General features: G+C 70.1%; 22 protein-coding genes. 12 read left to right on the plus strand and 10 right to left on the minus strand.

The window, feature by feature from the left end; genetic code table 11:
* Positions 1–7 precede the first annotated feature (7 nt).
* The gene (locus ACFVWD_RS30745; protein WP_384906145.1) at positions 8–703 is read right to left on the minus strand and encodes a FadR/GntR family transcriptional regulator; all 696 of its coding nucleotides are present in this window, start codon (positions 701–703) and stop codon (positions 8–10) included.
* A gap of 99 nt (positions 704–802) precedes the next feature.
* Here ACFVWD_RS30745 and ACFVWD_RS30750 point away from each other — a divergent pair, with 99 nt between their 5' ends.
* The 4 genes from ACFVWD_RS30750 (at position 803) to ACFVWD_RS30765 (ending at position 3,260) form a co-directional block, all read left to right on the plus strand.
* Entirely contained in the window at positions 803–2,119 is a 1,317-nt protein-coding gene (locus ACFVWD_RS30750; RefSeq protein ID WP_389600778.1) for a CynX/NimT family MFS transporter, read from the plus strand.
* 47 nt (positions 2,120–2,166) lie between these two features.
* On the plus strand, positions 2,167–2,280 hold the full coding sequence (locus tag ACFVWD_RS30755) for an SGM_5486 family transporter-associated protein (protein WP_097284109.1): 114 nt from the start codon (positions 2,167–2,169) through the stop codon (positions 2,278–2,280).
* A 180-nt stretch (positions 2,281–2,460) separates the two neighbouring features.
* Positions 2,461–2,676: a hypothetical protein gene (locus ACFVWD_RS30760; protein WP_389600779.1), complete on the plus strand. Its 216-nt coding sequence runs from the start codon at positions 2,461–2,463 to the stop codon at positions 2,674–2,676.
* A 65-nt stretch (positions 2,677–2,741) separates the two neighbouring features.
* A complete protein-coding gene (locus tag ACFVWD_RS30765; RefSeq protein ID WP_389600781.1) occupies positions 2,742–3,260 on the plus strand; it encodes a SixA phosphatase family protein in 519 nt (172 codons plus the stop codon).
* 69 nt (positions 3,261–3,329) lie between these two features.
* On the opposite strand, the gene serB is transcribed toward ACFVWD_RS30765, so the two are convergent.
* Positions 3,330–4,541, minus strand: a complete 1,212-nt coding sequence (serB, locus tag ACFVWD_RS30770; protein ID WP_389600783.1) for a phosphoserine phosphatase SerB — start codon at positions 4,539–4,541, stop codon at positions 3,330–3,332.
* Positions 4,542–4,652: 111 nt separating this feature from the next.
* Positions 4,653–6,413, minus strand: coding sequence for a streptophobe family protein (locus ACFVWD_RS30775; RefSeq protein ID WP_389600785.1), 1,761 nt, complete (start codon positions 6,411–6,413; stop codon positions 4,653–4,655).
* 242 nt (positions 6,414–6,655) lie between these two features.
* Between ACFVWD_RS30775 and ACFVWD_RS30780 the strand changes: the two genes are divergently transcribed.
* The gene (locus ACFVWD_RS30780; RefSeq protein ID WP_389600786.1) at positions 6,656–9,160 is read left to right on the plus strand and encodes an FHA domain-containing protein; all 2,505 of its coding nucleotides are present in this window, start codon (positions 6,656–6,658) and stop codon (positions 9,158–9,160) included.
* An 84-nt stretch (positions 9,161–9,244) separates the two neighbouring features.
* On the opposite strand, the gene ACFVWD_RS30785 is transcribed toward ACFVWD_RS30780, so the two are convergent.
* From ACFVWD_RS30785 to ACFVWD_RS30795, 3 genes are all read right to left on the minus strand, one after another.
* On the minus strand, positions 9,245–10,012 hold the full coding sequence (locus tag ACFVWD_RS30785; protein ID WP_389600787.1) for a transglycosylase SLT domain-containing protein: 768 nt from the start codon (positions 10,010–10,012) through the stop codon (positions 9,245–9,247).
* Positions 10,013–10,311: 299 nt separating this feature from the next.
* Positions 10,312–11,397, minus strand: a complete 1,086-nt coding sequence (locus ACFVWD_RS30790) for an S-adenosylmethionine:tRNA ribosyltransferase-isomerase (RefSeq protein ID WP_389600789.1) — start codon at positions 11,395–11,397, stop codon at positions 10,312–10,314.
* Positions 11,394–12,089 (minus strand): SDR family NAD(P)-dependent oxidoreductase, encoded by a 696-nt coding sequence (locus ACFVWD_RS30795; protein ID WP_389600791.1) that lies wholly within the window; start codon positions 12,087–12,089, stop codon positions 11,394–11,396. The genes ACFVWD_RS30790 and ACFVWD_RS30795 overlap by 4 nt, the downstream gene beginning before the upstream one ends.
* A gap of 189 nt (positions 12,090–12,278) precedes the next feature.
* Between ACFVWD_RS30795 and ACFVWD_RS30800 the strand changes: the two genes are divergently transcribed.
* The 3 genes from ACFVWD_RS30800 (at position 12,279) to ACFVWD_RS30810 (ending at position 14,487) form a co-directional block, all read left to right on the plus strand.
* Positions 12,279–13,448: a GAF domain-containing sensor histidine kinase gene (locus tag ACFVWD_RS30800; RefSeq protein WP_389600793.1), complete on the plus strand. Its 1,170-nt coding sequence runs from the start codon at positions 12,279–12,281 to the stop codon at positions 13,446–13,448.
* Positions 13,441–14,082 (plus strand): response regulator, encoded by a 642-nt coding sequence (locus ACFVWD_RS30805; RefSeq protein WP_389600795.1) that lies wholly within the window; start codon positions 13,441–13,443, stop codon positions 14,080–14,082. Before ACFVWD_RS30800 ends, ACFVWD_RS30805 begins: the two co-directional genes overlap by 8 nt.
* A 159-nt stretch (positions 14,083–14,241) precedes the next feature.
* On the plus strand, positions 14,242–14,487 hold the full coding sequence (locus ACFVWD_RS30810; protein WP_054232214.1) for a chaplin: 246 nt from the start codon (positions 14,242–14,244) through the stop codon (positions 14,485–14,487).
* Positions 14,488–14,619: 132 nt separating this feature from the next.
* Here the strand turns inward: ACFVWD_RS30810 and ACFVWD_RS30815 are convergent, their stop codons facing one another.
* Positions 14,620–15,408, minus strand: coding sequence for a hypothetical protein (locus ACFVWD_RS30815; RefSeq protein ID WP_389600796.1), 789 nt, complete (start codon positions 15,406–15,408; stop codon positions 14,620–14,622).
* Positions 15,409–15,529: 121 nt separating this feature from the next.
* Between ACFVWD_RS30815 and ACFVWD_RS30820 the strand changes: the two genes are divergently transcribed.
* The 3 genes from ACFVWD_RS30820 (at position 15,530) to ACFVWD_RS30830 (ending at position 17,947) form a co-directional block, all read left to right on the plus strand.
* Entirely contained in the window at positions 15,530–16,321 is a 792-nt protein-coding gene (locus ACFVWD_RS30820) for an ABC transporter ATP-binding protein (protein ID WP_067364876.1), read from the plus strand.
* A 124-nt stretch (positions 16,322–16,445) separates the two neighbouring features.
* Positions 16,446–16,880, plus strand: a complete 435-nt coding sequence (locus ACFVWD_RS30825) for an NfeD family protein (RefSeq protein ID WP_389600798.1) — start codon at positions 16,446–16,448, stop codon at positions 16,878–16,880.
* Positions 16,881–17,011: 131 nt separating this feature from the next.
* A complete protein-coding gene (locus tag ACFVWD_RS30830) occupies positions 17,012–17,947 on the plus strand; it encodes an SPFH domain-containing protein (protein WP_054230569.1) in 936 nt (311 codons plus the stop codon).
* 103 nt (positions 17,948–18,050) lie between these two features.
* On the opposite strand, the gene ACFVWD_RS30835 is transcribed toward ACFVWD_RS30830, so the two are convergent.
* The 3 genes from ACFVWD_RS30835 to ACFVWD_RS30845 form a co-directional block, all read right to left on the minus strand.
* Positions 18,051–18,557 (minus strand): HNH endonuclease, encoded by a 507-nt coding sequence (locus ACFVWD_RS30835; RefSeq protein ID WP_168507814.1) that lies wholly within the window; start codon positions 18,555–18,557, stop codon positions 18,051–18,053.
* A 158-nt stretch (positions 18,558–18,715) separates the two neighbouring features.
* Entirely contained in the window at positions 18,716–19,249 is a 534-nt protein-coding gene (locus ACFVWD_RS30840; RefSeq protein WP_389600799.1) for a YbhB/YbcL family Raf kinase inhibitor-like protein, read from the minus strand.
* 39 nt (positions 19,250–19,288) lie between these two features.
* Complete coding sequence (locus ACFVWD_RS30845; RefSeq protein WP_054230566.1) at positions 19,289–20,074, minus strand: sporulation protein; 786 nt, start codon at positions 20,072–20,074, stop codon at positions 19,289–19,291.
* Between the two features lie 225 nt (positions 20,075–20,299).
* Here ACFVWD_RS30845 and ACFVWD_RS30850 point away from each other — a divergent pair, with 225 nt between their 5' ends.
* The gene (locus ACFVWD_RS30850; protein WP_389600801.1) at positions 20,300–20,941 is read left to right on the plus strand and encodes a DNA-3-methyladenine glycosylase; all 642 of its coding nucleotides are present in this window, start codon (positions 20,300–20,302) and stop codon (positions 20,939–20,941) included.
* Positions 20,942–21,324: the final 383 nt, after the last annotated feature.

Below are 21,324 nucleotides of genomic sequence, written 5' to 3' on the forward strand. Positions count from 1 at the left end.
GTGTTCGTCAGCGGTCGGAGGCCGAGGGCCTGAGCCGTCCCGGACGGCACTGGAACGGATAGCCCCCGGCTTCCGCGCCTGCCGTCTCCGTGTCCCCCGCGCGGATCGCGTCGACGAGCCGCGCGTGGTCCATGTACGTCTCCGGCGTCAGCTTCCCGCCGACGTCCTCGCGCAGCCAGTCGCGCAGTACCTCGCCCAGGTCCGCGTACATCGCCGTCATGACGTCGTTGTGGGACGCGGCCACCACCGCCAGGTGGAAGGTCGCGTCGGCGGCCACGAAGGCCTCCGCGTCGCCCGACTCCCAGGCCTCCTCCCGCCGTACGAGCAGCGCGTCGAGCTGCTTCAGATCGCGCTCGGTGCGCCGCTCGGCGGCCAGCTTCGCCGCGCTCGACTCCAGCGTGGCGCGCAGCTCCGCGATGTGCCGCGGATCGGCGTCGGCGAAGCGCCGATGCATCACGCCCGCGAGTTCGCTGGTCGCCACGACGTAGGTGCCCGAGCCCTGGCGGATGTCGAGCAGACCGTTGTGGGCCAGCGCGCGGACGGCCTCACGGACGGTGTTGCGAGCGACGCCCAGCTGGTCGACGAGCTCCGGCTCGGTGGGGATGCGGGAGCCGACCGGCCACTCGCCCGAGGTGATCTGGTTCCGCAGCTCGGCGATGACCTGCTCGGACAGCGCCGAACGGCGGGGGTGGCTCAGCGGCATGGCGGTCCTTCGTACGGGCCCGGTGTGATCGTTCGCGCGGGGCCGGAGAATCCGGAGATTAACGCAACGGGATTGGACAGCCAATCATCCCATGATTCTATGATGGGCCTCATGGTGAGCGAGGAGACCCGGACGACGACGTCCACACCCATACGCAGTTCCCCCGAGGGCACGGAGCCCCGATCGCAGCCCACGCGCGCGTGGACGACGCGGCTGGTGACGGTCGGCATCGTCCTCACGGCCCTCAACCTGCGCCCCGCCATCACCAGCTTCGGCGCACTCCTGGAAGACGTGCGCGACGGGCTCGGCATGAGCGGAAGCGTCGCCGGACTGCTCACCTCCGTACCCCCGCTCTGCTTCGCCGTCTTCGGCGTCATGGCGCCGCGCCTCGCCCGCCGCTTCGGACCCGGCGCGGTCGTCTGCGCCGGAATGGTCGCCATCACGGCGGGGCTCGCGATCCGGCCGTACACCGGGAGCGCGGTCGGCTTCCTGGCCGCCAGCGCCCTCGCACTGATGGGTATCGCCGTCAGCAACGTCCTGATGCCGGTGATCGTCAAACGCTGGTTCCCGGACCGGGTCGGCTCCATGACCGGCCTCTACTCGATGGCGCTCGCCCTGGGCACCTCGGCCGCGGCGGCGGTGACCGTGCCCGTGACCGACGCCCTGGGCGGCGGCTGGCAGTCGGGCCTCGCGGTGTGGGCAGGCCTGGCGGCGGCCGCCGTACTGCCGTGGATCGCGCTGGGACGCGCGCGGGGCGCCGATTCCCGCGACGGCGAGCCGGCGCGGGCGGCACACCCCGCCCCGCGGGAACCCGGCGCACTGCGCATCACCCGCAGCCGGACCGCCTGGGCGCTCGCCGTCTTCTTCGGACTCCAGGCCACCGCCGCGTACATCACGATGGGCTGGATGGCGCAGATCTTCCGCGACGCGGGTGTCTCCGCGGGCACCGCGGGGCTGCTTCTCGCCGTCACGATGGTGATGGGCGTGCCCCTGGCCTTCGTCATCCCTCGCCTCGCCACCCGCATGCCCCACCAGGGGCCGATCGTGGTCGCGCTCGGTGTCTGCGGCCTCGCGGGATACGCGGGCCTCTACCTCGCCCCGGCGGGCGGAGCCTGGGCCTGGGCCCTCCTGCTCGGTGTCTCCAACTGCGCCTTCCCACTGGCCCTCACCATGGTCGGCATGCGGGCCAGGACCGGTGCGGGTGTCGCCCAGCTGTCGGCGTTCGCGCAGAGCACCGGGTATCTGATCTCGATCCCCGGACCCCTCCTCGTGGGCGTGCTCTACCAGCACAGCGGCGGCTGGGGGCTGCCGATCGCGCTCATGGCCGCCCTGATGATCCCGCAGATCGCGGTGGGCGTCCTGGCCGGCCGGGACCGCACGGTGGAGGACGAGGCCGCGCCCGGCCGCCGCGCCTGAGACCCCCCGAGGGCGGAGGTAGGGACGAAGGGTGCGAGACTGGCCGTATGGCGCTCGACCCGAACCCCCAGAACGGCCAGAAGAAGCTGCTGCTCGTGCTCGGCGCGATGCTGGCCATCACCGTGATCATCGGCATCATCGCGTCGATCGCCTCACCCTGACCGCCGCCGCGGACCCCCTGGGACGCCGATGGTGGGGCTAGCCCCCCTGTCCCCTAGGGGGTGAGTGTCAGGGTCAAGTGGGTGGATCACCGGATGGGTTGACGGCCCAGGAATCCGTAACTTTGAGTTGTGGCCGCGAGGACGCGGGCCACGGAGCACTCGAAGCCCCACGGAGGCGGCATGTCGGCCCGTACGCACACCCGGCCCCACCCGCCGACCCCGGGCGGCGTGGACATCCGGCTGCCCTGGTGGGCCCTCGCCCTGCCTGCTCTCGCCTTCGTCGCCCTGCTGCTCCTGATACTGAACCCGGCGGACGCGCACGCCGCGGGCGGCGACCCCGCGATCACCCACCTCTTCGAGCGCGTCCAGCAGACGGTGCTGCGCCAGACCCCCTGAGCACCCCTGGGGGAGCAGGTCAACTCTCAGCGCCGCATGGCGTGTTTCATGCGAAGCTGGGACCCATGAGCGTCGCAGAACCCCGCAGGATTGTCCTCTTCCGGCATGCGAAAGCCGACTGGCCACAGGTGTCCGACCACGAGCGGCCGCTCGCTGACCGGGGCCATAAGGACGCCGTCCTCGCCGGACGCAAGCTGGCCGACACCGGGATCCCTTTCGATATGGCCCTCTGCTCCACGGCGACCCGCACCCGGGAAACCTGGAAACTCGCCGTCCACGAGCTCCCGCACCGGCCGAAAACCGTCTATGAGGAGCGGCTCTACGAGGCCTCGCCCGGCGAGCTGATCGCCGTACTCAACGAGACCCCGGACGACGCGCACAACGTGGTCCTGATCGGCCACAACCCCGGCATCCAGGGCCTCGCCGACGTTCTGGCCGGACAGGCCGAGGGCGACACCCGCGCCCGGATGGCCGCCCACGGCTTCCACACGGGCGCCTACGCCGTGCTCTCGGTCGAGGGCTCCTGGAAATCCCTGGAGCCCGGAGTGTGCACGCTGACCGACTACTGGGCGCCGACCGAGTAACCCACCCCGACAGGGACGGGGGCCCGGCACCAGCACGGTGCCGGGCCCCCGCCGACGTATGTCCTGCCCTCAGTGGTCGCCGAGGTGCATGTCCGCCGCCTCGACCTCTTCGCGGGTGACACCCAGCAGATAGAGCACGGTGTCCAGGAAGGGGAAATTCACCGCGGTGTGCGCGGCCTGGCGGACGACGGGCTTGGCGTTGAAGGCGACGCCGAGACCGGCCGCGTTGAGCATGTCGAGGTCATTGGCCCCGTCGCCGATCGCCACGGTCTGGGCGAGCGGCACCCCCGCCTCGGCGGCGAAGCGGCGCAGCAGCCGTGCCTTGCCCGCGCGGTCCACGATCTCGCCGGTGACCCTGCCCGTCAGCTTCCCGTCGACGATCTCCAGCGTGTTGGCCTGCGCGAAGTCGAGCCCGAGCCGCTCCTTCAGATCGTCCGTGACCTGCGTGAATCCACCCGAGACGACACCAACTTGGAAACCGAGCCGCTTCAGCGTACGGATCAGCGTGCGCGCGCCCGGTGTCAGCCGCACCTCCTCGCGCACCTTGGTCACCACCGACTCGTCCAGCCCCTTGAGCAGCGCCACACGCGCGTGCAGCGACTGCTCGAAGTCCAGCTCCCCGCGCATCGCCGCCGCCGTCACCTCGGCGACCTGCTCCTCGCACCCGGCGTGCGCGGCGAAGAGCTCGATCACCTCGTCCTGGATGAGCGTCGAGTCCACATCCATGACGACCAGGCGCTGTGCCCTGCGGTGCAGCCCCGCCGCCACCACCGCGATGTCCACCCCGAGCGCCGCGGCCTCGGTCACCAGCGCGGTGCGCAGCGCCTCGGTCCCCGTACCGGACACGGCGAACTCGACCGCCGTCACCGGGTACTTGGCGAGCCGGAAGATACGGTCGATATTGCCGCCGGTCTTGGTGATCCGGGCGGCGATCGCGGCCGTCGACTCGGCGGTGAGCGGATGCCCGAGCACGGTGACGAGGGACCGCCCGAGGCCACGCGGCCGGTTGTCGCCGAGGCCGGAGATGATCTCCGCCTGCATCTTCATCGACTCCGCCCAGCTGTGGACGGTGGCCCGCAGATCGCCCTCCAGGCCGGCCGGCGGCTCGGTCACGAGCGCGCAGAGCACGATCCGGCCACGGGTGACGACCTGCTCGATGTCGACCACCTCGACGGAGTAGGCGGCGAGGGTGTCGAAGAGTCCGGCCGTGATACCCGGCCGGTCCTTGCCGAAGATCTTGACGAGGAGAGTGGGGACCTCGGGGGTCTGCAAAGCGCTCATGGTGACTCCACCGTATCCGGCACCCAGTGCCTTCCGCCCCTGAGGTCCGTCCAGCGGACGGGGAACACTGGGTGTCGGTGCGGTGTCGAGCGCGTTGCCCGGCAACGGCGATCAGTTCTGCCGCCCCGGACTCGGCGGCGCGGAGGGTCCCTGGTCGGGCGGCGGCTGCGGCGGAGGCGGCACATTGCGCCCCCGTGGCCGCCGCTTCTGTGGTCCGGGTGGCGGCGCCATCGGCCGGACGACCGTCGGCGCGCCGTACACGTCGTCGGGCGGGCGCGGCCGCTCCGACGGCCGACCGTCGGCGGGTTCCCGCAGTGCGTCGGGCAGTCGCAGATAGGGATTGGTGTCGGGGTTCGCCGGCCGGTACGGCGCGCTCGGAGCGTACGGTCCGCTCTGCCCGGGGAGGTCAGGGGCGGGCGCGGTGACCGGGGGGCCCGCGTCACCCAGTGCCAGCGGCGCCGCCCGCCGCCCCGCGGCCCCGCTCGCGTAGGCCAGCAGCGCCCCCGCCGCCCCCGCGCCCGCACCCCAGGCGGCGCCGAGCAGCAGCGCCATGCCCAGATGCCCGTGCAACCGGATTCCGGCACCGAACGCGTCGATGCCGAACACCGACAGCGAGGCGTCCACGGACACGTCCGTCAGCCACGCCAGCAGCGGCAGCGCCAGCGCCGTCACGATGCCGAGCCGAAGAGCGCAGCGCCCGGCGAAACCGAGGGCGCCCCCTCCTCGTACATCGGGAGCAGCCGGTGTTCCCACCGAAGCCGCACCCTGCCCCCGTACAAAAGGCGTACGCGAAGCGGCGAGGACGCCCGCGAACAGCATCATGACCGCGGTCGCGACCCCCAACAGCCACACCCGTCCGTCGAGTTCGGCGAGCCTGCCCAGGGTGACGGGCTGATCGGAGTCGACGCTCAGCAACCGGTCCAGCGGGTGGGGGAGCAGCTTGGCGAGTTCGCCGGTGGCCTTGCCGTCCCAGGGCACGAAGAGGCCGATCGGGATGCCGAGCCACACCCCGTTGGGCGCGCCGAGCAGCGCGGCGCCCGCGATCAGCTTGGGATGGGGATCACCGATCGCCGCGTACGCCGCCGCCGCGAGGCCCGCGAGGACCGCCACCAGGAACACCGTGACCAGCGCGGACGCGGCCGGGCGCACCATCCGGTGCACGCCCTCCCAGCCGCGCGGCAGCGGGGTGCGCCGGGAGGCGAGCAGGGAGATCGCCAGGATTCCGGCCGCCCAGGCCGCGCCGCCGAGCAGCGTGGGCACCGTGTCGACGGTGAAGCCCACGGCCGCCTGTGCGTGCACCAGGTCGCCGATCTTGCCGGGCAGCAGTCCGCCGAGATCCCCGAGCCCGCCGGGGAGCTTGTCGGTGATGTTCCCGAGGCCGCCGCCGCCCGTCACCCGGTCGAGGCCGAGCTTGCTCCCGTCGATCGTGATGATGTCGTGCCCGGCCCAGGCGAGCCCGCCCAGCGTCGCCACGAACAGCACGACCACCGCGCCCGCGCGCGCGAGGAGTTCGGACGGCGCGATCACAACTCCCGCCCCGCGCAGGGAGCGCAGGAAGAAGAAGGAGAGCAGCAGCGCGCCCACCAGTCCCACGCCCAGTGGCGTGATCTGTATGGCCGTGTGCGCCTCCGCCCCCTTGAGACCGAAGGCCGACACATCGCCGGACGGTTTGACCGCACCATTGGCCCCAAGGGCCACCACCGCCGCGGTCATCGGCCCGAGCGAGCCCGCCGCGTCCGCGCCGACCAGATGCAGACCGAGCGCGGCCGTGCCCGCCATCGCGATCAACGCCCAGCTCACCGAGGCGATCGCGGACAACAGCACATCCCCCCAGGGCAGTCGCCTGCCGTGTCCCGCGGTGTCGATGCTCATCGTCAGACCCCCCGATCCGCGCCGCGGTGTCATCACCGCGGATGTCCCCCTCGCGTGGGATTACCACTCTCCGGGCCGGTTTCAACCCCGTCAACGGAAACGGGCAACCCGCCCGTACGCGCTCTTCACATGGCCCGACTTTCGGTCAGGGGCCTGCTCCTGAAATAGTTCCCCCCGATGTTCGACATCCCTAGACTCCCTGTGATGGGGGAACTTCGGGGGACAACTCAGTGGGGCATGGAGTGCCGGAACTCGTACTGGAATTGAATGGACGGACCTGGACGCTCGATGCGTCCAGGCCATACACCCTCGGACGTGATCCGCAGGGAGACGTCGTGCTTGACGACGCCAGGGTCTCCTGGCGTCACGCCACGATGAGCTGGGACGGCCGGAGTTGGGTCATCGAGGACCACGGCAGCACCAACGGCACCTTTGTGCAGGGGCAGCGGATCCATCGGATGGAGATCGGCCCCGGTTCGGCCGTGCACCTCGGCAACGCGACCGACGGCCCGCGCCTGAACCTCTCCGGCGCCGCGGCCGCCGTCGCGCAGCCTCAGCAGCAGCCCTACGCCGCGCAGGGCGCGAGCCCCGGCTGGGCCCAGCAGGCACCGCAGCAGCAGACGCCGGAACAGAGTCACCAGCAGCCGCAGCAGCCCGCGGCGCGAGTGCCGCAGCAGCAGGGACCCGGTGGTGGCGCGGGGGCGCCGCCGGTCTACGGCGACCGCAGCCCGACCACCTTCCACCAGCTCGACCTCGGCCGGGTGATGCGCATCGGTCGTGCGCTGGAGAACGAGCTGGTCGTCTCCGACCTCCAGGTCTCGCGCCACCACGCCGAGTTCCACGCGACGCCCGACGGCCGCTTCGAGATCCGCGACCTCGGCTCGCACAACGGCACCTACGTCAACGGCCAGCCGATCGCCAAGGGCGGCTCCGCGCTGCTCGGCCCGAACGACATCGTCGGCGTCGGCCACTCGACGTTCCGCCTGGTCGGCGACCGGCTCGAGGAGTTCGTCGACACCGGTGAGGTCTCCTTCTCGGCCCGCCATCTGACGGTGACGGTCGACGGCGGCAAGCAGATCCTCAAGGACGTCTCCTTCGGCGTCCCCGAGAAGTCGCTCATCGCGGTCATCGGCCCCTCGGGCTCCGGCAAGTCGACGCTCCTGAAGGCGCTCACGGGCTACCGCCCCGCCAACCAGGGTGACGTCCTCTACGACAACCGGAACCTGTACAAGCAGTTCGCCGAGCTGCGTCAGCGCATCGGTCTGGTCCCGCAGGACGACATCCTGCACAAGGAACTCACCGTCAAGAAGGCCCTCAAGTACGCGGCCAAGCTGCGCTTCCCCGCCGACACCACGACGGCCGAGCGTGAGGCCCGCATAGACGAGGTGCTGCGCGAGCTGAAGCTGGACATCCACAAGGAGAAGAAGGTCACCTCCCTCTCCGGCGGCCAGCGCAAGCGCGTCTCGGTGGCCCTGGAGCTGCTGACGAAGCCGTCGCTGATCTTCCTGGACGAGCCGACCTCAGGTCTCGACCCGGGCATGGACCGGGACGTCATGCAGCTGCTGCGCGGCCTCGCCGACGACGGCCGTACCGTCCTCGTCGTCACGCACTCCGTGGCCGAGCTGGCGATCTGCGACAAGCTGCTGGTGATGGCACCGGGCGGTTCGGTCGCGTACTTCGGTCCGCCGGAGGAGGCCCTCAACTTCTTCGGCTACGAGACCTGGGCCGACGTCTTCTCCGCCTTCGAGAACTACCGCGACTACGACTGGGCGGGCCGCTGGAAGGGCTCGCAGCACTACCAGATGTATGCCGCGGACATCGACGCCGTCGCTCCGCAGTCGGCCAATGTGACGCCGCCGCAGGCGATGAAGCCGCCGAAGCCGCAGGGCTGGTTCTCCCAGCTCAGCACGCTGGTACGGCGCTATGTGTCGGTGATCGTGTCCGACAAGGGCTTCCTGGCGCTGACGGTGATCCTGCCGGCCGTGCTCGGCGCGGTGAGCCTGCTCATCGACCCGAACAAGACCCTGCTGGTGAACCCGCAGGTGAACCCGAAGACGGGCGCGCACGTGCCGAACGGCACGGCCACCACGGTGCTGCTGATCCTCGCGGTCGGCGCCTGTTTCGCGGGCGCGGCGAACTCCGTCCGTGAGCTGATCAAGGAACGGGTGATCTACGAGCGGGAGCGCGCCACCGGCCTGTCACGCTCGGCGTACCTGATGTCCAAGGTGGTCGTGCTCGGCGTGGTCACCGTGCTGCAGGGCGCCATGGTCGGCGCGATCGGTTTCACCAGCCGCACCAAGCCCACCGAGGGCGTGGTCTTCGGCCATTCGGTGCTGCTGGAACTCTCCATCCCGATCATGGCGCTGGGCTTCGCCTCGATGATGTTCGGCCTGGTCATCTCCTCGCTGGTGAAGACGGCCGAGAAGACCATGCCGCTGCTGGTCATGTTCGCGATCATCCAGGTCGTGTTCACCGGCTGTCTGTTCATCCTGAACGGCAAGATCGGCGTCAACGAGTTCTCGTACCTGATGCCCTCGCGCTGGGCGGTCGCCGCCGCCGGCGCCACGCTGGACTTCAACAACATCAGTCCGAACACGGACGACCCGTCCAGCACGGACCCGCTGTGGAACCACACGGCGTCCGCCTACGGCATGGACATCGTCGCGCTGCTCGTCCTCGCCGCCGTCTGCGGCTTCTTCGTGGCGCGCTTCCTGCGCCGCCACGAGCCGGAGGTCATGCGCAAGTAGTCCCGCGCGTACGTACGCCGAAGGGCGGCACCCCAACACCGGGGTGCCGCCCTTCGGCATACTCGTCAGAGGTCCGCGCAGGCCTCAGTACGCGCTGTTGACGTTGTCCATCGAGCCGTACTTGTCGGCCGCGTAGTTGGCGGCGGCAGTGATGTTGGCGACCGGGTCGTAGATGTTCCACGAGGTGCCGGGCACGTGGTACGCCTTGAACGTCGGCGGGATGACCTGCAGCAGGCCCTTCGACGGGATGCCGTTGATGGCGTTGATGTCCCAGCCGTTGATGGCCATCGGGTTGCCCGAGGACTCGCGCATGATGTTGCGGTGCAGCCCGTTGTACGAACCCGGTATGCCCCTGCGCTTCATGATGTCGAGCGACTGGCGGATCCAGCCGTCGAGGTTGTTGGCGTACGTCTTCGTGGCGGCCGTCTTCAGGGCCACCGTCTTCATGGCGACCGTCTTGAAGGCGACCGTCTCGATCGCGGGGCGCTGCACGGAGCGGCTCGCGGCCTGCACCTTGCGCACGTTCTCGGCGGCCTTCTTGGCGGCGGCCGCGTCGGCGGCCTTCTTGGCGGCGTCGTCGGCCGCCTTCTTCTTCGCCTCGATGGCCTGGGTCTTCAGGCTCGTGCCGGCCAGCTGGTCGGTGAGGCGGGCCTGCACGTTCTTGATCGGCTGCTGGCTGAAGACGACCGGCGCCGCGGAGATGGCGGCGTCGTTCGTGGTGGTCTGCGTGTGGCTCGGCGCCAGCGAGAACGCGAGGGTCGCGGCACCGAGCGTGGCGACGCCGGCGATCGAGAGCTTGCGGACCTGGGTCAGCTTCGGACTATGGCCAGGAGTGCGGGTGTTCTTGGTCATGGCTGATGGACCTCTTCGAATAGCGCGGAGGTCGCTCCCGATCCGGTGGGGGACAGAGTGTTTCCGGATCTGGCGCCGTGGGGTGAAACCCGCGGTGCTGAGCGACGGGTGCCATTCTTAGCGGCCGCAAAATACCGTGGCAAAGGTGTGACGTACGACGGAAGGTAGTAGGCCCAGTAAGGGCAAATCGGGGCAGACTGTCACGTCTGCCCCGCTCACTATGCCCGCCTTTATCTCCTATGCACCTTCGTACGTGATGTGCGCCCTATGCGCGGGCTCACATCGGCCCTATGGAATTCTCACCGGCAGTTGCTGGAGCAACGCTCAGCGTGAGGCCCCTCGCTCGGGAGGATGAGGTGCACGTCCCCGAACTCGTGCCAGAGGTAGAGCCCGCTCAACGCCTCGCCGTAGCTGCGCTTGATCGCCGCCCGTCCCGCGATCGCCTCCAGCATCAGCAGATGCGAGGCCTCCGGCTCGTGCAGCCCGGTCAGCAGCCCGTCCACCACCCGCACACCCCGCTCCGGGGTCACCACGAGGTCCGTCCAGCCCTTCCGGGCCCGGACCACCCCGCCGGCGTCGACGGCCGACTCCACGGCGCGTACGGCCGTCGTACCGACCGCGAGGATCCGCCCCCCTCCCGCCCTCGCGGCGTTGATCAGCCGGGCCGACGCCTCCGGCACCTCGTACCGCTCCGGATACGGAGGCTCGTGGGCCTCCGCCGACGCGACACCGGTGTGCAGCGTGATCGGCGCGAACTGCACGCCCCGGCTCACCAGCTCCGCCACCAGGCGCGCGGTGAAGGGCCGCGCCGCGCTCGGCATCTCCGCACTGCCGCTCCCGTCGGCCGACGGCAGCGCGAACACCGTCTGGTAGACGGACAGCGGCTGGTCCCTCTGTGTATAGGAGTAGCGAATGGGGCGCCCGTGACGCCGCAGCAGCCCGAGCACGTCCGGATCCGACACCCGCCCCCACCACAGCCGCGAGCCGTACGGCGTCAGCGGCTCCTCCAGTACGAGGCGTACGTCCCCGGCAAGGCGCACCTGCGTCCCCGCCGGTCCGCCCGCGCGCGCACGTGTGGTGCCCCTCCCGTCGGGATCCCGCAGCTCGACGGCCCACCGTCCGTCATCGCCCCGCGTGGAGAAATGCACCACCACGCGCGTGTGCCCGATCCGCCCGTCCACGGCGGCCGCCAGCGTGGGGGAGGTGTTGACGATCAGCAGATCCCCCGCCCGCAGCCGCCGCGGCAGCTCCACGAACGCGTGATGCGACACCTCCGTACCGCACGACACGAGCAGCCGCACGGAGTCCCGGTCCCGCCCGGGCCCGCGCTGCTCGGCCGGCACCCGCGCCGACCGCTCCTCCGGAACCCGCACGGTCGTCGTCATCGCACCTCCAGCAGCGCCGGAGCGCCGTAGCGGCCACTGGCAGGGCGTTCGTCCAGCAGCCGCAGAAAGGCCGGAACCACGCTGTCCGGCGTCGGCCGCGGGTCGTCGTCGTCCGGGACGGCCGCCGCGTACAGGTCCGTGCCCATGTCCCCCGGGTCCACGGCCCACACCCGCAGCCCTGGCTCCTCCACGCCGAGCACGGCCGCCAGATGGTCCAGGGCGGCCTTGGACGCCCCGTACCCGCCCCACGTCTCGTACGCCTCCGCGGCCGCGTCCGAGCTGACGGCGACGACCGCGCCGGCCTCCGCCGCCCGCAGCAGCGGCAGCGCCTCCTGGACCAGACCCAGCGCCGCGACCACGTTGACCTCCAGGGCGTGGCGCAGCCCGTCCAGGGGCAGGTCCTCCAGACGCACCAGCGGCTCGGCGCCCAGCGCGCTCGCGTTGTGCACCAGCAGGTCCACGCCGCCGAGCCCACGGGCCGCCGCCACCAGCCCGGCGCGGTGCCCGGCGTCCCCGACATCCCCGGGCAGCGCCTCCACCCGGGTCCCGTACGCGGACAGCGCCTCCGCCGTCTCCTTCAGCACTCCCGCGGTCCTCGCGTCGAGCACCAGATCCCAGCCGCGCTCCGCCAAGGCCGCGGCGAGCGCCCGACCCAGCCCTTTCGAAGCACCCGTGATGATCGCTACCGGCATGACGTCCATCCCCTCGTCCCAGCACCGCCGCTCCCGGCGAGTGCCCTTCAACGTAGGAACCGGGCCGCCCCCGCCGCCTCGTGCCCTGGCCCCAATGACCTGGGGCCCTTCGCCCTAGGCCCACCGGCGTAGGCGGCCGCCACCACAGGACGGATACGCACTGTCACACCCCGCCGGTACGTTGGGGACATGAGCCAAGGCCCCCGGTCCGGTCTGTACGCGGTGAGCACCGCGCTGCTGGCCATGAGCAGGCACCTCGAGGTGCGCGACGTCCTCAAGACGATCGTCGCCTCGGCCCGTGAGCTGCTCGACGCGCAGTACGCGGCGCTCGGTGTGCCCGACGACCACGGAGGCTTCGCCCAGTTCGTGGTCGACGGCGTCAGCGACGCCCAGTGGAAGGCCATCGGCCCGCTTCCGCGCCAGCACGGAATCCTCGCCGCGATGCTGCACGAGGCCCGCCCCGAGCGCCTCGCGGACGTGCGCAAGGACCCCCGCTTCGAGGGCTGGCCCACCGCCCACCCCGACATGTCCGACTTCCTGGGCCTGCCCATCCGCGACGGCGACGAGGTCATCGGAGCCCTGTTCCTGGCGAACAAGAACAGGACGAATGAGAACAAGAAGGACTGCTCCGCGCCGGACGGCGGGTGTGGCTTCACCGAGGACGACCAGGAACTTCTCACGATCCTCGCCCAGCACGCGGCGATCGCCCTGACCAACGCCCGTCTCTACGAGCGCAGCCGCGAGCTCACCATCGCCGAGGAGCGCTCCCGGCTCGCCCACGAGCTCCACGACGCCGTCAGCCAGAAGCTTTTCTCCCTGCGCCTGACCGCGCAGGCCGCCGTCGCCCTCGTGGACCGCGACCCCGCACGCGCCAAGGGAGAGCTGCATCAGGTGGCCATGCTCGCCGCGGAGGCCACCGAGGAGCTGCGCGCCGCCGTCATCGAGTTGCGCCCCGCCGCCCTCGACGAGGACGGCCTGGTCGCCACCCTGCGCACCCAGATACAGGTCCTCGACCGCGCCCACTCCGCGCGCGTGACCTTCGCGAGCCACGGGGTGCGGGCGCTGCCCGCCGCCCAGGAGGAGGCCGTGCTGCGCGTCGCCCAGGAGGCCCTGCACAACGCGCTGCGGCATTCTGGAGCCGGCCGCGTCGACGTCACCCTGGAGAAGCACGGCCCCGGTGCCGTCCTGCGCGTCAGTGACGACGGCAGTGGCTTCGAACCCACGGCGACCCGCGCCGCGGGACGCCACCTGGGCCTGGTCTCCATGCGCGACCGGTCGAGCGGGGTCGGCGGCACCCTCAGCGTGGAATCGGCGCCCGGGAAGGGCACCACGATCGAGATGGAGGTTCCTGGTGGCTGACGCAATCAAGGTGCTGCTCGTCGACGACCACCAAGTGGTCCGCCGGGGCCTGCGCACCTTTCTTGAAGTGCAGGACGACATCGAAGTCGTCGGTGAGGCGTCCGACGGCGCCGAAGGGGTCGCCCGCGCCGAGGAGCTGAAGCCCGACGTCGTCCTCATGGACGTCAAGATGCCGGGCATGGACGGCATCGACGCGCTGCGCAAGCTCCGCGAACTCGCCAACCCCGCGCGCGTGCTGATCGTCACCAGCTTCACCGAACAGCGCACGGTCGTCCCGGCCCTGCGCGCGGGCGCCGCCGGCTATGTCTACAAGGACGTGGACCCGGACGCCCTCGCCGGAGCCATCCGCTCCGTGCACGCCGGGCACATCCTGCTCCAGCCCGAGGTGGCGGGCGTCCTGCTGTCCCAGGAGGACGCCAACTCGGGCCAGGGGAGAGGCGGCTCACTCACCGAACGGGAGCGCGAAGTGCTCGGCCTGATCGCGGACGGCCGCTCCAACCGGGAAATCGCACGCGCGCTCGTTCTCTCCGAGAAGACCGTCAAGACGCATGTCTCGAACATCCTGATGAAGCTCGACCTCGCCGACCGCACACAGGCCGCGCTCTGGGCCGTACGTCATGGGGCGGCGGGCTGATCGCCCGCCCGGCGGCGGCAACTCGGAGGGTTCCGCTCCGGGCTGAGATTCATACCGTCGTGTGTATGTCACCCGGATGGCGCACCCTCCGGGGATCTCGGCCGTTCTCCAGTGCGTGCCGCGGCGACTGCCGCGGTGATCGCTAGGGAGGGCTCAGAAGTGAAGAACCTGAAGAAGGCCACGGCTGTCGCGATGGTGGCCGGCGGGCTGGTCGCCGCCGGTGCCGGTATGGCGTCCGCGACGGACGGCTCGTGGGCGGGCGGCAATGCCGCGGGCTCCCCGGGCGTCGTCTCGGGCAACGTCATCCAGGCCCCGATCCACATCCCCGTGAACGCGGTCGGCAACAGCGTGAACGTCATCGGCGTCCTGAACCCGGCCTTCGGCAACCTGGGCCTCAACCACTGAGACCCACACCCCCACCACCCCCACCGGCCTCCCAGGATCTCCTGGGAGGCCGTTCGGTCCGTTCAGGCCGACGGGGGGCCGGGGCGCAGCCCCGCCCCCCAGGGGCGCGGGGAACTGCGCGCCCCACAGACCTCAGCGAACCCCCCGTTCCCGCTCCTCCACGAACGCGTTGTACGCCGCGACCTGCGCCCGCCGAGCCGTCCGCTCGACCGGCCGCAACGCCAACGCCCGCGCCGAAATCTCCGACGCACTCACCGCCCCGCCATGCCCGTTCTCGTATGCGACGGAGATGAGCAACCCCACCCGCTGGGCCAGCTCCAGCACCCGCACCGCACGCGGCGGATACCCGGGCGCCAACACCTCCCGCCCCCGCTCGGCCCGCGCCCGGTACGCGTCGACCGCCGCCTCGGCGACCGGCCCCGACCCGGCCACGTCGAGCCGCGACAACACCTCCGTCGCCTCACGCAGCGCCTCCGCGAGTTCCCGCTCGGCCTCCCCGAGCGAGGGCACATCCGCGGGCGGCGCCTCCCGCACGGCGAGGCAGTGCCACACCACCTCGACATGGACATCACCGTCGGGCCCGGCCTCGTACACCTCGGGAACGAGCCCGAGCGCCGCCCCGTGACAGACCACCGCCTCCTCCGCGTCGAGGGCGCGCGCATTGAAGTCCGGCGGCCCGCTCAGCCCGAGCGGATGCCCCGGCGCGGGCAGCGCGACCCGCAGTCCGGTCACCCCGAGCGCGCGAAGCCGGCCGAGGGCGAGTGTGAGCCCGACGGGGCCGGACTCACCCGGCAGCCCCTCGACCCGGTGCACCGCGTCCTCACCGACGATGGTGAGCACCGCGTCATCCGGCGAAACAAGTCCGGCCAAAAGGGCGTTTCCCCATGCGGCCAGACGTCCTGAGCGTGGTTCCGAGAGCATGCCTCCACCCTAAGGACCGACCGATGGATGGGAGCGACCGACCGGTGGCGTAGGTTTTCCCTGGGGGCTGCGTCCACAGACGTAAGCGACGGCCGAGACTGCAATGGGAGACAACGCGCTCATGAGCGATGTACTGGAGCTGGAGGACGTGTCCGTGGTCCGAGAGGGCCGGGCTCTGGTGGACCAGGTCTCCTGGTCGGTCAAGGAGGGGGAGCGCTGGGTGATCCTCGGCCCGAACGGCGCCGGAAAGACGACCCTCCTGAATCTCGCCTCCAGCTATCTCTTCCCCAGTCAGGGCACCGCCACCATCCTCGGCGAGACCCTCGGCAAGGTCGACGTCTTCGAGCTGCGCCCGCGCATCGGCGTGGCCGGCATCGCCATGGCCGAGAAGCTCCCCAAGCGCCAGACCGTCCTGCAGACCGTGCTGACGGCCGCGTACGGCATGACCGCGGGCTGGCACGAGGACTACGAGGACATCGACGAGCAGCGCGCCCGCGCGTTCCTCGACCGCCTCGGCATGAGCGACTACCTGGACCGCCGGTTCGGCACGCTCTCCGAGGGCGAGCGCAAGCGCACCCTGATCGCCCGCGCCCTGATGACCGACCCCGAGCTGCTCCTGCTCGACGAGCCCGCCGCCGGCCTCGACCTCGGCGGCCGCGAGGACCTCGTCCGCCGCCTCGGCCGTCTCGCCCGTGACCCGATCGCCCCCTCCATGATCATGGTCACGCACCACGTCGAGGAGATCGCCCCCGGCTTCACCCACGTCCTGATGATCCGTCAGGGCAAGGTGCTCGCCGCCGGCCCGCTCGAGCTCGAACTCACCTCGCGCAACCTCTCCCTCTGCTTCGGCCTCCCGCTCATCGTCGAACAGGTCGGCGAGCGTTGGACCGCGCAGGGCCTGCCGATGTCCTGACCGACCGGAAACACGCGTACGAAGTGCTTCGTACGAAGCCTCCGGCACGAAACACCCGGTACGAGCCCCTTCTCAACCGATCTGCGCCCTGTCCGCGCCCGGCCCGCGGACCTACCATGACCACGTGAACGACATCAACGCATGGGTGTGGTGGCTCGTCGGCGCGGCCGCGCTGGGCATCCCGCTCGTGGTGACCGCGATGCCGGAGTTCGGCATGCTCGCCCTCGGTGCCGCAGCGGCGGCGGTGACAGCGGGCCTCGGCGGCGATGTCGTCCTTCAGGTACTCGTCTTCGCCGTCGTCTCGTTCGCGCTCATCGGCGTCGTACGACCCGTCGCGGCCCGGCACCGCGCCCAGCGCCCCCAACTCGCGACCGGCGTGGAGGCGTTGAAGGGCAAACAGGCCATCGTCCTGGAACGGGTGGACGGTTCGGGCGGCGGCCGGATCAAACTCGGCGGAGAGATCTGGTCGGCGCGCGCTCTCGACGCCGGACAGGCCTACGAAGTGGGCCAGGAGGTGGACGTCGTGGATATCGAAGGAGCCACGGCGATTGTGATGTGACCTCGTGCGACGCAAGTGAACCGAACGCCCCACGTGGCAGACGACGGTCTGTCAGACTCGTCGAGCAAGATCTTCAACAACCATAAGATCTTTCGGACATACCGAGGCGGAGAAGGGTACGGGGAGCATCGATGGCACCAATCATCATCGTCCTGATCATTCTGGTGGTGTTGGTATTCATCGCCCTGATCAAGACCATCCAGGTCATCCCACAGGCCAGCGCGGCCATCGTGGAGCGCTTCGGCCGCTACACACGGACCCTGAACGCGGGCCTCAACATCGTGGTCCCGTTCATCGACTCGATCCGCAACCGCATCGACCTGCGTGAACAGGTCGTGCCGTTCCCACCGCAGCCGGTGATCACCCAGGACAACCTGGTGGTCAACATCGACACGGTCATCTACTACCAGGTCACCGACGCGCGCGCCGCCACCTACGAAGTCGCCAGCTACATCCAGGCGATCGAGCAGCTCACCGTCACCACCCTGCGCAACATCATCGGTGGCATGGACCTGGAGCGGACCCTCACCTCCCGCGAGGAGATCAACGCGGCCCTGCGCGGCGTCCTCGACGAGGCCACCGGCAAGTGGGGCATCCGCGTCAACCGCGTCGAGCTCAAGGCGATCGAACCGCCCACCTCCATCCAGGACTCGATGGAGAAGCAGATGCGCGCCGACCGTGACAAGCGCGCCGCGATCCTCACCGCCGAAGGTATCCGCCAGTCGCAGATCCTCACCGCCGAAGGTGAGAAGCAGTCCGCGATCCTGCGCGCCGAAGGTGAGGCCAAGGCCGCCGCCCTGCGCGCCGAGGGCGAGGCCCAGGCCATCCGTACGGTCTTCGAGTCCATCCACGCCGGCGACGCCGACCAGAAGCTCCTCGCCTACCAGTACCTCCAGATGCTCCCCAAGATCGCCGAGGGCGACGCCAACAAGCTCTGGATCGTGCCCAGCGAGATCGGCGACGCCCTCAAGGGCCTGAGCGGCGCCATGGGCAACTTCGGCCCCATGGGCGGCGGTTCGGGCAACGCGGGCACCGAGCGCCGCGAGAAGCCGTCCGTCACCGACTGACGCTGTCCCGCGCCCCGTCAGGGGCGCGGGGAACTGCGCGACCGGCCACGGACGACCCGCGGCCGAACGACCGGCGGGTTCCCGGGTTCTCCCAGCGGAGCGGCTACGCTGCGGGCTGGGCCAGCCACTCCGGGAGGGCGTCGAAGTCGTCACGGCCCAGCGCCAGCAGCATCGCGTCCGCGGGCGTCGGCTCGAACGGCTGCCGCAGCAGCGGCATACCCGCCTGCTCCGGAGTCCGGTCCGCCTTGCGGTGGTTGTCCTCCGCGCAGGACGCGACCGTATTCAGCCAGGAGTCCCGGCCGCCCTGCGCGCGCGGCACCACGTGGTCGACCGTCGTCGCCCGCCTTCCGCAGTACGCGCACCTGTGCTGGTCGCGTACCAGCACACCGCGCCTCGACCACGGCGCTTGTCTTCGGAAAGGCACCCTCACATACCTGCACAGCCTGATGACTCGGGGCACGGGTATGTCCAGCGCGGCGCCGCGCATACGGAGTTCGGGGTGGGCCTGCTCGACGACAGCCTTGTCCTGCAGCACCAGAACGACGGCTCGGTTCAACGTCACCGTCGACAGCGGCTCAAAGCTCGCGTTCAGAACCAGCGTGTCCCGCATCCAGCCCACCTCCCGTGCGCACCGGCCCACCCCCTGGCGGGCTTGGATCAACTCTGGCCGGGCACGCCGAGATGGACAACGCAATAAAAATGCCCGCCCCTGATCACTTCCAAGACCAGAGGCGGGCAAACGTTCAGTGAACGTGAGTCTTCACCGCTTTACGCGGGAGACGCGTACTCACCCATCAGCTGGGCGCGCGCCAGCGTGTGGAACCGCAGATTGAATCCCACGACGGCCGGCGACACCTCCGCGTCGGGACCGAGCTTCTCCTGATCCACGGCGTACACCGTGAACACATACCGGTGCGCGGGATCCTCGGCCGGCGGCGCGGCGCCACCGAAGTCCTTGGACCCGTAGTCGTTGCGCACCTGGACGGCACCCTCCGGCAGCCCCTCGAATTTGCCGCTGCCCGCACCCGTCGGCAGTTCCGTCACCGAAGCGGGAATGTCGAACACCACCCAGTGCCAGAACCCGCTCCCCGTCGGGGCGTCCGGGTCGAAGCAGGTCACCGCGAAGCTCTTGGTCTCCGGCGGGAACCCCTCCCAGCTCAGCTGCGGCGAGGTGTTCCCAGCCGCGTAGACCTGAGCGTCCTTCAGCACCCCGCCCGGCTCGACGTCCTCACTGATGACCGTGAAGGCCGGAACGGGCGGGTGGAAGTCATGGGGAAGCGGCGGCCTCTTGAGCTCGGTCACGTCAGAACCTCCTGAACGGCGGAATCTCTCGACCCGAGCCTAGAACCAGCTGCGCTTGCTGCCGACCTCGGACAGCCACTGGTTCAGGTACGCGGCCCAGTCCGTGCCCTGGTAGTCGTGCAGCCCCACGCGGAAGGAGCGGTAGGAGTCGCTGCCCTCACTGAAGAGGCCCGGCTTCTTGTCCATCTCCAGGATGACGTCCATCTCGTGGTCGTCCGCGACGAAGCTCAGCTCGACCTGGTTCAGCCCGCGGTACTGCGACGGCGGGAAGAACTCGATCTCCTGGTAGAACGGCAGCTTCTGCCGGGTGCCCCGGATGTGACCGCGCTCCATGTCCGCGTTCTTGAAGCGGAAGCCCAGCTGGATGAAGGCGTTCAGGATCGCCTGCTGCGCCGGCAGCGGGTGCACGTTGATCGGGTCCAGGTCACCGGAGTCCACGGCACGCGCGATCTCCAGCTCGGTGGTCACACCGATGTGCATGCCGCGAAGCGCCTGCCCGTCGATCGTGGTGATCGGCGTCTCCCACGGGATCTCGAGCCCGAAGGGAACGGCGTGCACGGCACCGGCCTGCAGCTCGAAGGCCCCACCGAGCCGCAGCTTGGTGAACTCGATGTCCTGCTTGTACTCCTGGTCGTCGTGGCCCTCGACCTCGACCTTGGCCTGGAGCCCGACCGACAGCCCCTCGATGGCCTGGTTCACGGACCCGCCCTGGATCCGCACCTCACCCTGCACGACACCGCCCGGAACGACGTTGACCTCGGTCAGCACCGTCTCGACCGAAGCCCCACCGGCTCCCAGGCTCGCAAGCAGCCGCTTGAACCCCATGTTTCTTCCTCCCCAGGCAACGCCTGTGCTCCGTCGTACATCCGTCTGGATCCTTGATCCCTACAAACGCGATCCGGCCGCGGCCGGTTCCGCGCCCTCACCCTTACAAGGAGGACGCTCCCTGACCACCCGTAGACACGCACTGACACGCACTCGTGCCGACCTGTACGCACAGTCCCTCGCTCGGCCGCATCCGTCCGGGCTACTGGACTACGCTCGTAAGCCATGATCGCGGCCCCTGACCGTACGCCCATCACCCGGGACTTCTTCGACCGCCCCGTACTGGAGGTCGCCCCCGACCTGCTGGGGCGCATCCTCGTCCGCACGACACCGGACGGTCCGATCGAGCTCCGTCTCACGGAGGTGGAGGCGTACGACGGCCCGAACGATCCCGGCTCCCATGCCTATCGCGGCCGCACGGCCCGCAATGGCGTGATGTTCGGTCCGCCCGGGCACGTATACGTCTACTTCACCTACGGCATGTGGTTCTGCATGAACCTGGTGTGTGGTCCGGAGGGCAACCCGAGCGGGGTCCTCCTTCGTGCCGGAGAGATCACCGAGGGTGCCGAACTCGCTCGCAAACGTCGACTCTCGGCCCGAAATGACAAGGAACTGGCCAAAGGACCCGCGCGCCTGGCCACGGCACTTGGCGTGGACAGGGCCCTCGACGGCGCCGACGCCTGCGCCCCCGAGGGCTCTCCACTGACTCTCCTGGCGGGCACCCCCGTCCACTCCGACCAGGTACGCAACGGTCCGCGCACCGGAGTGGCCGGCGACGGTGGCGTTCACCCCTGGCGCTTCTGGGTCGCCAACGACCCCACCGTGAGCCCTTATCGGGCCCATACGCCGCGCCGTCGCTCAACTTGACTCGCCCCTGCGGGGTCCGTAATGTAGCCCAAGCCGCTTGACCCGGGTACGGCGTTCAGCCTGCAGCCGGAAGTGGCCAACCCACTACCTACGACTTCCCCTCAGCGGGGGTCAATTCGGCGTGCCTGCATGCCTGAATTGCAGCCCGCGGAACTCGATTATGAGTTGCCGAGGGAATCGGCTAGCGTAGTGAATGTCGAAAGGCCGCGATGCGAAAGTACTCAAAGCCAGAAGACGGAATCCCTCTCCGACAGGGAATCGGACACGAAAGAGTCTGATAGAGTCGGAACCGCCGGAAAGGGAAACGCGAGAGCGGGAACCTGGAAAGCACCGAGGAAATCGGATCGCGAAACGGTCTGATAGAGTCGGAAACGCAAGAACAA

Origin of the sequence: Streptomyces sp. NPDC058086 (assembly GCF_042885015.1) — a bacterium.
Classification (GTDB): Bacteria; Actinomycetota; Actinomycetes; order Streptomycetales; family Streptomycetaceae; genus Streptomyces.